The sequence below is a fragment of the Variovorax xiamenensis genome (assembly GCF_050916385.1).
Classification (GTDB): domain Bacteria; phylum Pseudomonadota; class Gammaproteobacteria; order Burkholderiales; family Burkholderiaceae_C; genus Variovorax.
The window spans coordinates 4,840,641-4,853,880 of the sequence record NZ_CP139038.1 but is presented as its reverse complement, the minus strand read 5'-3'; the positions used below and the strand labels follow the sequence as shown (position 1 = coordinate 4,853,880).

The 13,240-nt window shown below is 68.7% G+C and carries 13 protein-coding genes; 9 read left to right on the top strand and 4 right to left on the bottom strand.

Going from position 1 to position 13,240, the window contains the following annotated elements:
- Nucleotides 1–12: 12 nt before the first annotated feature.
- From SFB74_RS22210 to SFB74_RS22175, 8 genes are all read left to right on the top strand, one after another.
- Nucleotides 13–684, top strand: a complete 672-nt coding sequence (locus tag SFB74_RS22210; protein ID WP_432726445.1) for a hypothetical protein — start codon at nt 13–15, stop codon at nt 682–684.
- 18 nt (nt 685–702) lie between these two features.
- Nucleotides 703–1,245 (top strand): GTP-binding protein, encoded by a 543-nt coding sequence (locus tag SFB74_RS22205; protein ID WP_432726444.1) that lies wholly within the window; start codon nt 703–705, stop codon nt 1,243–1,245.
- Nucleotides 1,242–1,637: a roadblock/LC7 domain-containing protein gene (locus tag SFB74_RS22200; RefSeq protein WP_432726443.1), complete on the top strand. Its 396-nt coding sequence runs from the start codon at nt 1,242–1,244 to the stop codon at nt 1,635–1,637. The genes SFB74_RS22205 and SFB74_RS22200 overlap by 4 nt, the downstream gene beginning before the upstream one ends.
- A 96-nt stretch (nt 1,638–1,733) precedes the next feature.
- Nucleotides 1,734–2,093, top strand: a complete 360-nt coding sequence (locus SFB74_RS22195; RefSeq protein ID WP_432726442.1) for a hypothetical protein — start codon at nt 1,734–1,736, stop codon at nt 2,091–2,093.
- Between the two features lie 49 nt (nt 2,094–2,142).
- Entirely contained in the window at nt 2,143–3,072 is a 930-nt protein-coding gene (locus tag SFB74_RS22190) for a LysR substrate-binding domain-containing protein (protein WP_432726441.1), read from the top strand.
- Nucleotides 3,073–3,227: 155 nt separating this feature from the next.
- Nucleotides 3,228–4,238 (top strand): AraC family transcriptional regulator ligand-binding domain-containing protein, encoded by a 1,011-nt coding sequence (locus tag SFB74_RS22185; RefSeq protein ID WP_432726440.1) that lies wholly within the window; start codon nt 3,228–3,230, stop codon nt 4,236–4,238.
- 133 nt (nt 4,239–4,371) lie between these two features.
- A complete protein-coding gene (locus SFB74_RS22180; RefSeq protein WP_432726439.1) occupies nt 4,372–4,995 on the top strand; it encodes an START domain-containing protein in 624 nt (207 codons plus the stop codon).
- A gap of 168 nt (nt 4,996–5,163) precedes the next feature.
- On the top strand, nt 5,164–6,018 hold the full coding sequence (locus tag SFB74_RS22175; RefSeq protein WP_432726438.1) for an oxidoreductase: 855 nt from the start codon (nt 5,164–5,166) through the stop codon (nt 6,016–6,018).
- 26 nt (nt 6,019–6,044) lie between these two features.
- Here the strand turns inward: SFB74_RS22175 and SFB74_RS22170 are convergent, their stop codons facing one another.
- From SFB74_RS22170 to SFB74_RS22160, 3 genes are read right to left on the bottom strand one after another with little or no spacing between them, the layout of a single operon-like run.
- Nucleotides 6,045–7,535: an efflux transporter outer membrane subunit gene (locus SFB74_RS22170; protein WP_432726437.1), complete on the bottom strand. Its 1,491-nt coding sequence runs from the start codon at nt 7,533–7,535 to the stop codon at nt 6,045–6,047.
- A complete protein-coding gene (locus SFB74_RS22165) occupies nt 7,532–8,833 on the bottom strand; it encodes an efflux RND transporter periplasmic adaptor subunit (protein WP_432726436.1) in 1,302 nt (433 codons plus the stop codon). Before SFB74_RS22165 ends, SFB74_RS22170 begins: the two co-directional genes overlap by 4 nt.
- A gap of 4 nt (nt 8,834–8,837) precedes the next feature.
- Entirely contained in the window at nt 8,838–12,059 is a 3,222-nt protein-coding gene (locus SFB74_RS22160; RefSeq protein WP_432726435.1) for an efflux RND transporter permease subunit, read from the bottom strand.
- Between the two features lie 109 nt (nt 12,060–12,168).
- Here SFB74_RS22160 and SFB74_RS22155 point away from each other — a divergent pair, with 109 nt between their 5' ends.
- Complete coding sequence (locus SFB74_RS22155) at nt 12,169–12,675, top strand: gluconokinase (protein ID WP_432726434.1); 507 nt, start codon at nt 12,169–12,171, stop codon at nt 12,673–12,675.
- A gap of 6 nt (nt 12,676–12,681) precedes the next feature.
- Here SFB74_RS22155 and SFB74_RS22150 read toward each other — a convergent pair whose 3' ends face one another.
- Entirely contained in the window at nt 12,682–13,233 is a 552-nt protein-coding gene (locus tag SFB74_RS22150; protein ID WP_432726433.1) for a GNAT family N-acetyltransferase, read from the bottom strand.
- Between the last annotated feature and the right edge of the window lie 7 nt (nt 13,234–13,240).

Genomic DNA, 13,240 nt, shown 5'->3' with positions numbered 1-13,240 from the left:
AGGGAGCGTGTCTTGCTGAGGCTCGGTGTCTACAAATTGCCCATCGCCGAGGTCATCGTGATCCGGACGATCGTGAAGCTGTCCACGAGCGACGCCGGCTTTGCCTGGCAACTGGTCGACGCGCCGCCGTACGACGCGCTGCTGGTCGACGGCCTGGCCGTGGAGCATGAATATCCCAGGGTGGTTGGCATGGCGGCCGCCGTGCTCAGGCTCACGCGCATGAATGCGGGCGGGCAGCCCGGCACCATGGAGCGGCCCATCCGCGCCGACAGGCTGCAGCAGTGGTTGAGGAGCATCGAGCATGCGTTGCGCGAGGCGCAGCCCGGAGGCCTCACGCTTCAGGAGCAGACGGCGCTGGAGGTCGAGGTGTCCGACGCGGAGCACTTCATGCTGCGCCGCTGGCCGCCGGCCATGCTGCTGCGCAACGACCTCGACAACATCCGCATGGCGAGCCTGCTGGCGCGCCGCGCATTGAATGCGACCGAGCTGGCCGACATCAGCCAGCTTCCGTTTTCCCAGTGCGTCGCCTTCCTGCAGGAGCTGCGCAAGGCCGGCGTGCTGGAGCTGCACGTGGCGCAGGCCCTGCCGCCTTTCATGGCGAAGGGCGACAAGACGGTGCGCGGCGACTTCGCGCGAAGCTTCATCAACGGCATCCGCCGCCGGCTGGGCCTGCGAGTGCAATGAGTAGCGCATGAGGAGCGCATGAAGGAGCACAAGATCCTGATCACGGGCACCGTCGGCGCGGGCAAGACGACGGCCATCGGGCTCGTGAGCGAGATCGCGCCGGTGGTGACCGACGTGCACAACTCCGACGCGTCCATCGGCAAGGCCCGCACGACGGTGGGCCTGGACTTCGGCCAGCTCACGCTCGACAACGGCGACCGCGTCCGCCTGTTCGGCACGCCCGGGCAGGCCCGCTTCGATTTCCTCTGGAAGATCCTCGCAAGGAACGCGCTGGGCCTGATCGTGCTGACCGACAACTCGCGGCCCGATCCGCTGGCCGACCTCGGCGTCTACCTGGACGGCTTCGCCGAGGCCCTGCGGACGCTGCCCTGCGTCGTCGGCGTGGGGCGCATGCAGACCCATCCCGCTCCAACCCTCGACGACTACGCCGAACGGCTCACCGCCACGGGCCGGGTGTTCCCGATTCTCGGAGTGGATGTGCGCAGCAGGAGCGACGTGATCCTGCTGATCGACACGCTGCTGATGCAACTCGAAGCCGACATGCGGGGAGAAAAAGAGTGAGTTCCAGACACGGCTTGTCCAGGACGGCAGCGGCGCACGCCCAGCGCGAGGTGCAGCGGCTGGTCGACGAGCTGACCGGCGTGACCGCCGCCGTGGTTGCCACTGCGGACGGTTTCGACGTGGCTTCGGCGATTGCCGGCGACACCGACGCGGCCCGCGTCGCCGCCATGGGCAGTTCCATCGTGGCGATCGGCGGCGTGGTTTCCGAAGAGGCCCGCCTCGGCCGCCGCGAGAGCGTGATGGTGCTGACGGACTCGGGCTTCGCGGTTTTCCAGAGCGTGCACCGCCGCGACGCCGAGCTCGTCATCAACGTGCTGGCTCGCGCCAGCGCCGTGCCCGCGATGGTGGCCTACCGGGCCGCCCAGCTCGCCAGGACCCTCGCCGAGGCATGACCGCAGATTGATTCTTCCGCGCGTGTCTGCGTGGCGCGCGGATTTCCTTGCACGCAGCAACAGACCTTCCTTTCAACGATTTCACCGGAGAAAAATTTGGCTTCCATCAAGCAGACGCTCGAAGACATCCTGACCATCGACGGCGCCATGTGCGCGGCCGTCGTCGATTCGGGCAGCGGCATGGTCCTCGGCAGCGAGGGATCGGGCGTGGACATGGAGATCGCCGCGGCGGGCAACACGGAAGTGGTGCGCGCCAAGCTCAAGACCATGCGCGCGCTGGGCCTGAGCGACGTGATCGAGGACATGCTCATCACCCTCGGCAGGCAGTACCACATCATCCGCCCCTCGGCCGCGAAGGAGGGGCTCTTCCTCTACGTGGTGCTCGACAAGCAGCGCGCGAACCTCGCTCTCGCGCGCCGCAAGACGCTGGACGCCGACAAGCTGATGGACTTCTGAACTTCCGGATGGTGCCGGCGGGCACAAGGCCGCCGCAGGGGGAATTGCATTGCTCGATCTGAATGAAGTCGCCATGTTCGTGCAGGTGGCGCGGCTCGGCAGCTTTGCCGAAGCCGCGCGGCATCTGCGCGTGCCCGCGGCAACCGTGAGCCGCCGCATCCGCCAGCTCGAGGAGCACCTGGGCACCCGGCTGCTGCAGCGCTCGACCCGCAAGCTGGCGCTGACCAGCGCGGGCCAGGCATTCCTGGAGCGGTGCATGCCGGCGGTCGAGGAGCTCATCGGCGCGGGGCAACGGCAGATCGCTGGCGGCCAGGAGCCCAGCGGTCCGGTGCGGGTGGCAGCGCCGGCTCACTTCTTCGATTTCTTTCCGATGGAATGGGTGTCGGGTTTCCTCGCCGCGCACCCGCGCGTGCGGCTGGACTTCGTGCTCAGCGACGTGGTGGCCGACCTCATCGCGGATCGCATCGATGTCGCCTTCCGCGGCGGCCCGCTGCGCGACTCGAGCTACGTGGCGCGCAAGATCTTCGCCAGCTACGGCGGCCTCTTCGCCAGCCCCGCCTACGTGGCCGCGCATGGCCAGCCCGCCAGCGTGGAGGAACTGGGTAGGCACCAGTGCGTGACGCAGCCGCCGGACACCGGCAGCCTCTCCACCTGGCGCCTGCAGGGCCCCGACGGCATCGAGCAGGACGTGCGCGTGCAGGGCCGCTTCATCAGCAACATGCAGGACGTGCTGCGCAAGGCGGCGTGCGCGGGGCTCGGCATCGCCGCGCTGCCGTCGATCCTCGTGGCGCCCGACGTGGCCGCCGGCCGGCTGGTACCGGTGCTGCCTCAATACAGGCGCGCGGGGCGCGGCCTGAGCGTCATCTATGCGAGCCGACACCACATTCCGCATGCGGTGTCGGCCTTCGTCGAGATGGCGATGGAAAAACTCTCCCAGCAGGACTGGGCGCCGACGTCCACAAGGACCGCGGCCGCCTGAATGCGGGTGTTCCCGGCGACCTGCTGGCGCATCCGGCAGGACGGCTGGCGCCTTTTGCCAGTTTCCTGCGGCGGGCGACTGCCTACACTTTCGGATGTATCAATCGACGTGCGGGTGGCCTGTGCCCCCGCTCGCGAACCAGGAGTGGGGCCCGGATGGCAATCGCACAAGACTTCTCCCTGAACACCGGGTGGCGGGCGCTGCTGAACGACCTGAACCTGCGGCCCGAACTCGTGCTGCGCCGTGCGGGCCTGCCCGAGGATCTCTTCTTCCGCAAGGAGAAGAGCCTTTCCACGCAGGAGTATTTCCGCTTCTGGACAGCCCTCGAGGCGGAAGCCGGAGACCCTGTCTTCGCGCTGCGCATCGTCGAGACGGTGTCGGCCGAATCCTTCGATCCGCCCATCTTCGCGGCGCTGTGCAGCGCCAACCTCATGCAGGCGGTGCAGCGCCTGGCGAAGTACAAGCAGCTGGTGGCGCCGATGTCCCTGGAGGTCGAGGTCGCGAAGAACGGCGACCTGACGCTGTCGCCGCGATGGCTGCTGGCCCGGACCGACGTGCCCCAGTCGCTGCAGATCGCTGAACTCGCGTTCTTCGTGCGGCTGGTGCGACTCGCGACGCGTGAGGCGGTCAACGCGAAGCGCGTGACGCTGCCGGTGCTCCCGGCTTCGGCGCATGGCAGGCGGTACGAGGCGTATTTCGGTGCGCCGGTGAAACAGGGAGCGCATGCGACCGTCGCCTTCGCCGCGACCGACGCACTTCGCCCGTTCCTCACGCTCAACGAGGGCATGTGGCGCGTCTTCGAGCCCGACCTGCGCAGGAGGCTCGGCGAGCTCGACGCCACGGCGACCACGGCGCAGCGGGTGAAGGCGCTGCTGCTCGAACTGCTGCCGAGCAATGCCGCGACCATCGACGTGGTCGCGGATCGCCTGGCGCTGAGCAGGCGGACGCTGCAGCGCCGCCTGGAAGACGAAGGGGAAAATTTCCGGCTGCTGATCAGCAGCACGCGTGAGCAACTGGCGCGCCACTACCTGGCCAACACCTCCATGTCGGGTGGAGAGATCGCTTTCCTGCTCGGCTTCGAAGATCCGAATTCCTTCTATCGGGCCTTCCAGGAATGGACCGGGCAGACGGCGGATACCGCGCGCCAGGCCATGCGCCTGAACTGAGGTCGGGAAGGGAGGGGAAGGGGAGGGGCGCCGATGGCGCCGTCCGCATTCGCCATGGCGCGTTCTGCCGGTGGCCACGTTCGGGGTGCCTTCTAAGGTCGGGGCTCTTCCATCCGAACGAGGTAACTCCGAAATGAACATGAAAAGCAACGTGCTGGTCGCGACCGCGGTCATCGGCCTTCTGGCCGGCCAGGCGTCCCTTGCACAAGACAACTGGTCGCTCGCGAAGGAATCGGACGGCATCAAGGTCTACGTGCGCGAAGTGCCCGGTTCTTCCCTGCGCGAGTTCCGTGGCGAGGTCGAACTGAAGACCAGTGCCGACAGCGTCGTGCAGACCCTGAAGGACGCCGCCGCCTTCCGCAAGTGGATGCCCGACGTGGTGGTGTCCGATCTCCTGAAGTCAACGGACACCGAGCACTACCACTACCTGGAGAACAAGGCGCCCTGGCCCGTGTCCGCGCGCGATGGCGTCTACCGCTTCACCTACTCGCGCTCCGGAAGTTCGGCGGCGGATGTCACCACCGTCAAGGTCGAGGCCGTTCCCGGATACGTGCCGCAGCGCGAAGGAAAGGTGCGAGTGCCCAAGGCCGACGGCCAGTGGAGGCTGGTGCCGACCGCGGAAGGTGTCAGCGTCTCGTATCGGATGCAGGCGTCTCCCGGAGGCGCCATTCCGCAGTGGCTGGCCGATCGGGCGGCGGTCGATACGCCGTTCGAGACGCTGAAGGCGCTGAGAGGCTATCTCCACGCGTCCAACTGAGGCCGGATGCAGATGGCTCCGGCTGCGCAGGCATCGCTGTCGCGTCCTGCGAGTCCGGTGGCACCGATTGCCAGATCGCCGACGTCGGGGCGTTCGTACAGTCGATCTCATCGCAGGCGTGCCGCACACGGCGCGTCGAACACAAGCTCCAGCAAAGGACGAATCGACATGGAATCATCAAAAGTTGCCCTGGTGACCGGCGCCTCTTCCGGCATCGGCGAGGCGACCGCTCTCAAGCTCTACGCGCTTGGCTACACGGTGTACGCCGCCGCCCGCCGCCTCGACCGGATGCGGCCCCTGGCCGATGTCGGCATTCGCGTCCTGCAGATGGACGTGACCGACGACGCCTCGATGCGCAACGCCGTGCTGGAGATCATCGCGCGCTCCGGCCGGCTCGACGTGCTCGTCAACAACGCCGGCTACGGCTCCTACGGCGCGGTGGAAGATGTTCCGCTCGAGGAAGCCCGTGCGCAGTTCGACGTCAACGTGTTCGGTGCCGTTCGCCTGATCCAGCTGGTGTTGCCGCACATGCGCTCGCAGCGCTCGGGAACCGTCGTGAACATCACCTCGATGGGCGGAAAGATCCACACGCCGCTGGGCGCCTGGTATCACGGCACCAAGTTCGCGCTCGAGGCGATCAGCGACTGCCTGCGCATGGAGGTCCAGCCCTTCGGTATCGACGTGGTCGTGATCGAGCCCGGCGGCATCAGGACCGAGTGGGCCGACATCGCTGCCGACAAGCTTCGCGACGTGTCGGGCAGGGGCGCATACGCAGGGCAGGCGAAGGCCATGTCGCTGTCGATGGTCGGGGAGGCGAGCCGCAAGCGCCAGTCGCCCCCGCAGCTGATTGCCGACACGATCGCGAAGGCAGTGACAGCCAGGCGGCCCAAGACGCGCTATGCAGTCGGGTTCGGCGCGAAGCCGATGATCTTCCTGCGCCGCCTGATGTCGGACCGTACTTTCGACGGCTTCATGCGCATGGCTACCGGCATCTCCCGCCAGGCGGCCGCCGGCAGCTCCTGAGAGCCGGCGCCGGCGAGAGCCGCGGCTCAACCGGCCTTGGCGGTGCGGTCGGAGACGGGAGCAGGGCAGTTCGCGGGCGCGCCGGCCGTGTCGGCGCCGCACCAGTCGCCGCCGAGCGCCTTCACCAGGAATACCGAGGTCAGCAGCCGCTGCCCCTGCAACTGCGCGGCCTGCCGCTCCACCGTCAGCAGCGACTGCTGCGCGGTGATCACGTCGAGATACGTCGATGCACCGCCCTCGTAGCGGCTGGTCGCCATGTCGAGCACGCGCCGCGCTGCAGTAACGGCCGACTGCGCCTGCGTGGTGGCGCTGTCGAGCGCCGAGAGGCCGGTGATGCCGTCCTCCACTTCCTGCATCGCGGTGAGCACGGTGCGGCGGTAGTTGCCGACGGTGACGTCGTAGCCGGCTTTCGCGAAATCGACATTCGCGCGGATGCGCCCGCCGTCGAACAGCACCTGCGTGGCCGACACGCCCACCGACCACAGCAGGCTGGGGCCGTTGAAGAGCGTCTCGATCAGGCGGCTGTCCACGCCCACGGTGGGCGAGATGACGAAGCTCGGATAGAAGGCGGCCGTGGCCACGCCGATCTGCGCATTGGCCGCGGCCATCGCGCGTTCGGCCGAAGCCACATCGGGCCGGCGCTGCAGGATTTCCGACGGCACGCCCAGCGGCACCGCGGGCGGCTTGATCTCGCGCAGGTCCACCGGCAGCGAGAAGTTCGGAGCGGGCGTGCCGGTGAGGGTGGCCAGCGCGTGCTCGTACTGGGCGCGCTGCTTCTTCAGCACGTCGACCTGCGTGAGCGTGGTTTCGAGCAGCGCCTGCTGCTGCGCCACGTCGAGGCCCGACACCGCGCCCAGGTCGTGGCGCGCCGTGACCAGCTCCAGCGCGCGGCGCTGCAGCCCGATGGAGCGCGAGAGCACGTCGAGCTCGATGTCGGTGGAGCGCAGGTTGAAGTAGTTGTTGGCGAGTTCGGCGCTCAGCAGCAGCCTGGTGTTGGCGAGGTCGGCAGCCGATTGCTCGGCGGAGGCGGCCGCGCCCTCGACGGTGCGTTGCACGCGGCCCGCGAGGTCGATTTCGTAGCTCGCGTTCAGCGAGACGGCGAAGTCGTTCTGCACCGTCGATGAGTTGGCGGTGGCGTAGTTGGTGAGCGGCCGGTTGGCCGAGATCTTCAGGCGCGAGGCGCGGGTGCCCAGGCCGAGCTGCGGGTACTGGCTGGCCGAAGTGGCGGCCAGCGTGGCGCGCGCCTGAGCCAGCCGCGCGTTGGCGATGGCGAGCGTGGGGCTGCCGGCCAGGGCTTGTGCCTGCAGCGTGTCGAGCGTGGCGTCGTCGAAGCGCTTCCACCAGGGGCCCTTGTCGGCGCTGTCGCTGGGCGTGCTCACGCGCCAGGGCTCCTCGAGCTTCCAGCTCACGGGCAGGGGCGTGTCGGGCGTCTTGTAGTCGGGGCCGACGGCGCAGCCCGCGGCGAGCGCGAGCAATGCGGCGCAGGCAGCGGCGGTGGCCAGCTGTCGCAGCTTCACGCCGGCTCCTTCTTCGGCAGCGTGGCGGGGGCTGGAGGCGTGCCGGCCTTCGAAGCGCCCGGCTGCTGCTGTGGTTGCTGCGGTTGGGCATCGGGCGCGACCGCGACGATGTCGCCCTCGGCCAGCGAGTCGGAGGGGTTCAGCACCATGCGGTCGGTACCTTCGAGCCCGTCGATCACCTCGACGTTCTCGCCGTAGTTGCGACCCAGCGTCACGGCGCGCAGGCCGACGCGGCCCTTCGCATCGACCACCGCGATGCGCGTGCCCTCGGCGCGGAACAGCAGCGCGTTCGCCGGCACCGTGAGCGTGCGGCTCGCCGCCAGCGGCAGCGACACCTGCACGTAGGCGCCCGGCAGCAGCGCGCCGTCCTTGTTGGGCAGCGAAATCTCGACCTGCATCATCCGCGTGGTCGTGTCGATCGCGCCCGAGGTGCGCGCCACCTCGCCCTTGAAAGTCTGGCCGCGCAGCTCGGCTTGCGTCACCACCACCGGCTGGCCGGCCTTCACCAGTTGCGCGTAGGCCTGCGGCACGTTGACGTACACGCGCAGCGGATCGGTCTGCGCCAGCATGAAGAGCGCGCGCCCCGCGCCGCCGCCCGCGCCGGCGTCGATCAGGTCGCCCACGTCGACGTTGCGCCGCGTGATCACGCCCGAGAACGGCGCCACCACGCGCTTGAAGCCTTCGGTCTGCTTCAGCCGCTGCACGTTGGCATCGGCCGCCGCCACGTTGGAAGTGGCCTGAGCCACGGCGCTGCGGCGCTCGTCGAGGTCCTGCTGCGAAACCACGTCCTTCTTGCGCAGCGCTTCCCAGCGCTCGGCGGTGCTGCGCGCCAGTTCCAGCCCCGAGGCGGCCTGCGCGCGCGCTGCCACGGCCTGCGAGAGCTGCTGGTCGATCTCGGGCGTCTCGATCTCGGCGAGCAGCTCGCCCTTTTCGACGCGGCTGCCGATGTCCCGGGTCCAGCGTTTGAGGTAGCCGCTGGCGCGTGCCGAGATGGGCGACTGCACGAAGCCCTGCAGCGTGCCGGGCAGCGACAGCGTCTGGCCCGCGGTGGGCACGCGGGGCAGGGCGGTCTGCACGTACTGCCTGGCGCGCTCGGCGGTGCCCGCTTCGAGCGCACGGGCGTTGGCGATGCGCACGAACACGGTGCGCGCCGCACCCAGCGCGAGCAGCACGAGGACGATGAGCACCAGCCAACGTGTGCGCCGAACGATCTGGCGGCGGCGCAGCAGCTGCTCGCCGTCGCCTTCCTCGACGGCGATGGGGTGGATGGCCAATGCCGAATGGCGTTGCTCCGTCATGGAATCAGGTCTCCTGGGCCGCTGTGGCTGCTGGGGGTTGATGCTGCTGGGCGGCCTCGCGCGCCGCACGGCGGTGCGCAAGCCGACTGTGCACTCCCGCGAACACGGCGGGCACGAAAAACAATGTCGACACAGTGGCAAAGACCAGGCCACCGATCACCGCGCGGCCCAGCGGGGCGTTCTGCTCGGCGCCTTCGCCCAGGCCCAGGGCCATCGGGATCATGCCGATGATCATCGCCAGCGCCGTCATCAGCACCGGGCGGATGCGGGTGGCGCCGGCTTCCAGCGCGGCCGACAGCGGCGGAATGCCCGCGGCCAGCCGCTCGCGCGCGAAGGACACCAGCAGGATGGAATTGGCCGTGGCCACGCCCATGGTCATGATCGCGCCCGTGAGCGCCGGCACGCTCAGCGTGGTGCCGGTGATGAACAGCATCCACGCGATGCCCGCCAGCGCCGCCGGCAGGGCGGTGATGATGATGGCCGCGTCCAGCCACGACTGGAAGGTGACCACGATCAGCAGGTACACCAGCACGATGGCCATCGCCAGCCCCACGCCCAGGCCGATGAACGACGACTGCATCGTCTGCACCTGCCCACGGATGTCGACGCGGCTGCCGCGCGGCAGCGTGGGCCGCATCTCGTCGACCAGCTTCCGCACCTTCGACGCCACGCTGGCGAGGTCGGTGCCCTGCACGCTCACGTACACGTCGATCACCGGCGCGATGTTGTAGCGCGACATCACGGCCGGCTGGCGCGCGGCCTGCGCGTCGACCAGGTTGCCCAGCAGTTGCTGCGAACCGCTGCCAGCCGCCGGCGTGCCGCCCGCGCCCACCGGGATGTTCAGCAGCGAGTCCAGCGAATCGACCACGTACTGCGGCGTCTGCACCGCGATGCTGTAGACCACGCCGTTGGCCGGGTTCAGCCAGAAGGCCGGCGCCGTCTGCGAGCTGCCCGACAGCGCGATGAGCACGTTCTGCCCCACGTTGGAGGCGGTCAGGCCGTACTGCTGCAGCCGCGTGCGGTCCATCTGCAGGCTCAGCGCGGGGCCGTCCAGGCGCTGGTGCACGTGGGCGTCGACCGCGCCGGGAATCTGGCGGATCGCCTTGGTCAGTTCGGCCGCGCGCGCGGCGTTGCCGGCCATGTCGTTGCCGCTGAACTGCACATCTATGGCCGCCGGCAGGCCGAAGTTCAGGATCTGCGTGACGATGTCCGCCGGCTGGAAGAAGAACTCCGTGCCCGGAAAGCGCTTGGGCAGTTCGGCGCGCAGCAGCGACACGAACTGCTCGGTGGGCTTGTGGCCGTCCTTCAGCGACAGCAGCAGCTCGCCATCGAAGGTGCCGATAGTGCCGGCGTTGCTGTACGACAGGTTGATGCCGCTGTTGGGCACGCCGAGGTTGTCGAGGATGGTCTCGAGCTGGTCGGGCGGCACCAGCTCGCGGATGGCGGCCTCCACCCGGTCGGTGAGGCGGGCGGTTTCCTCGATGCGCGTGCCGGTGGGCGCGCGCAGGTGCAGGCGGATCTGGCCGGCATCGACCGTGGGGAAGAAGTCGCGGCCCAGCGCGGGGTAGAGCAGGCAGGACAGCAGGCAGAAGCCGAGGAGCAGGCCGATGAAGCCCGCGCGCTTGGAAAGCACTGCAGACAGCACCAGCGTGTAGGCGCGGCGCACGCGTTCGAAGCGGCGGTCGAAGGCGCGGTACAGGCGTTGCAGGGCGCTTTGCTTGGCACCCTCGAGCGGAGCCTGGTGCGCCGCATGCGAACCGCCCATCAGCAGCATCACCAGCGTGGGCACCAGCGTCCGCGACAGCAGGTACGAGGCGATCATGGCGAACACCACGGCTTCGGCCAGCGGCACGAACAGGAAGCGCGCCACGCCCGAGAGGAAGAACATCGGCACGAACACGATGCAGATGCACAGCGTGGAGACGAAGGCGGCCGAACCGATCTCGCCCGCGCCGACTTCGATGGCCTCCTTCAGCGGCGTGCCCATGTGCAGGTGCCGCTCGATGTTCTCGATGGTCACGATCGCCTGGTCGACCAGGATGCCCACCGAGAGCGCGAGGCCGCCCAGCGTCATGAGGTTGAGCGTTTCGCCGAGCGAATACAGCACCAGGATCGACGCCAGGATCGACAGCGGAATGGTCAGCCCGATGATGAGCGTGCTGCGCCAGTTGCCCAGGAAGAGCAGCACCATCGCGGCCGTGAGCGCCGCCGCCAGGATGGCCTCGAACACCACGCCCTTGACGGCCGCCTTCACGAACACCGACTGGTCGAACAGCGGCGTGATCTTGATGTCCTCCGGCATCGTCTGGGCGGCGATGGGCAGCATCGCGCGGATGTTGGAGACGATGTCCAGCGTGGAGGCGCCGCCGTTCTTCAGCACCGACAGCAGCACGCCGCGCACGCCGTCCTGGCGCACCACGTTGGTCTGCGGCGAGAAGCCGTCGCGCACGTAGGCCACGTCGCGCAGGTAGGTGGTGGCGCCGTTCACCGTGCGGATCGGCAGGTCGTTCAGGCCCGCGATGGCATCGGGCGAGCCGTTCATCTTCACGTTGTATTCGGTGGCGCCGAACTTGGCCGTGCCCGAGGGCAGGATCAGGTTCTGCGTGTTCACCGCGTTCACCACGTCGGCCGGCGAGAGGCCGCGCGCCTGCAGCGCCTGCGTGTCGAGGTCGACCGAGATCAGCCGGTTCTTGCCGCCGTAGGGAAAGGGAATGGCCGCGCCCGGCACCGTGATGAGCTGCGGGCGCAGCTGGTTGACGGTGGCGTCGAAGAGCGAGTTCTCCGAGCGCGTGGGGCTCGACAGCGCCAGCTGGATCACCGGCACGCTGGAGGCCGAGTACTTGATGACCAGCGGCGGCGTGATGCCCGGCGGCAGCTGCCGCACCTGCGCCTGCATCGAGGCCACTACCTGCGAGATGGCCATCTCGATGTTGGCCGTGGGCTGGAAGAACACCTTGATGATGGCCACGCCCGCCAGCGACTGCGATTCGATGTGCTCGATGTCGCTCACGGTGGTGGTCAGCCCGCGCTCCACCTGGCCCGAGATGCGCTGGCCCATCTCCTGTGCCGGCAGGCCGGTGTAGTTCCAGATGACGCTGACCACCGGGATGTTGATTTCCGGGAAGATGTCGGTCGCCATGCGCGCCAGGACAAAAGGCGTGGCCAGCACGATCAGCATCGCCATGACGATGAAGGTGTACGGACGACGCAACGCGAGCTGGACCATGGCGAAGGCTCTCTGCTTCCGGCGGAAAAAGGTTTTGCATCATAAGGAAGTAGATTTAGGTTTGCAGGCGCCTTTGAATGAGGTGTGGTGCTTTACCAAAAGGGTGCGTATGGACGGGGTTCGGCTGGTGGTGATGGGCGTTTCGGGATGCGGCAAATCGAGCCTGGGCGCGGCGCTGGCCAAGGCCCTCGGGCTGCCGCTCATCGAAGGCGACGACCACCATCCGCCGGCAAATGTCGAGAAGATGAGCCGCGGCATCGCACTGACCGATGCCGACCGCGCCGGCTGGCTGGCCACGCTGGGCCGTGCGCTGGCAGCGGCGCCGCAGGGCGCGGTTCTGACCTGTTCGGCGCTCAAGCGCAGTTATCGCGACCAGCTGCGTGCGGCCGCTCCGGGCCTGCGCTTCGTGTTCATGCAAATCGAGCAGGCCGAGGCGCAGCGGCGGGTGGCCGCGCGGGCGGATGCGGGAGAACACACGTTCCCGGCCAGCCTCGTGGCCAATCAGTTCGCCACGCTGGAGTCGCCGGTGGGCGAGGCGGGCGTGCTGGCGGTGGAGGCTACGGCGCCGCTGGCGGAGTCGGTCGGGCAGGTGGAAGGCTGGCTGGCCCGGGGCTGAACCGGTTCACGCGGACGCACCCAGCACGAGCCGCAGGCGCGTCACGTTCGGATTGCCCGGATCGCGCTGTACCTTGAAGCCCAGCTTGCGCGCCAGCGCCAGCATCGCCGTGTTGTCGTAGAGGGTGATGTCCGCCAGCTGCCCGACGCCGGCCGCCGTGGCCGCGTCGATCAGCTTGCGCATGAGCTTGAGGGCCAGGCCGTGGTGCTGCCAGGCATCGGCGATGACGATGGCGAACTCGGCGACCTGCGCCGTCTCGGGCGTCTCGCCCCGCACGTAGCGCACCACGCCCATCTGCTGTTCGACGCCGTCGACCAACGTGGTCGCGATGAGCGCGAGTTCGCGGTGGTAGTCGATGTGCGTCATGCGCCACAGCTCGTCGGGCTGCGGCGTTCGCGGCGACAGCAGGCGGCGATAGCCGGTTTCCCTGGAGAGACCGCCGACGAAGGCCGTGTGCATGGCTAGGTCCTCGGCGCGGATCGGGCGGATGCGCACCGGCGTGCCGTCGGCGAGTTGCCAGTCCTCGACCAGGTGGCTGGGGTAGTCGAGGGCCGGCATGGGATCA

Coding starts and splice junctions, on each gene's coding strand:
- SFB74_RS22160 (WP_432726435.1), bottom strand. CDS start 12,059: ATGGTCCAGCTCGCGTTGCGTCGTCCGTACACCTTCATCGTCATGGCG.
- SFB74_RS22205 (WP_432726444.1), top strand. CDS start 703: ATGAAGGAGCACAAGATCCTGATCACGGGCACCGTCGGCGCGGGCAAG.
- SFB74_RS22185 (WP_432726440.1), top strand. CDS start 3,228: ATGGCAATCGCACAAGACTTCTCCCTGAACACCGGGTGGCGGGCGCTG.
- SFB74_RS22155 (WP_432726434.1), top strand. CDS start 12,169: ATGGACGGGGTTCGGCTGGTGGTGATGGGCGTTTCGGGATGCGGCAAA.
- SFB74_RS22175 (WP_432726438.1), top strand. CDS start 5,164: ATGGAATCATCAAAAGTTGCCCTGGTGACCGGCGCCTCTTCCGGCATC.
- SFB74_RS22180 (WP_432726439.1), top strand. CDS start 4,372: ATGAACATGAAAAGCAACGTGCTGGTCGCGACCGCGGTCATCGGCCTT.
- SFB74_RS22165 (WP_432726436.1), bottom strand. CDS start 8,833: ATGACGGAGCAACGCCATTCGGCATTGGCCATCCACCCCATCGCCGTC.
- SFB74_RS22150 (WP_432726433.1), bottom strand. CDS start 13,233: ATGCCGGCCCTCGACTACCCCAGCCACCTGGTCGAGGACTGGCAACTC.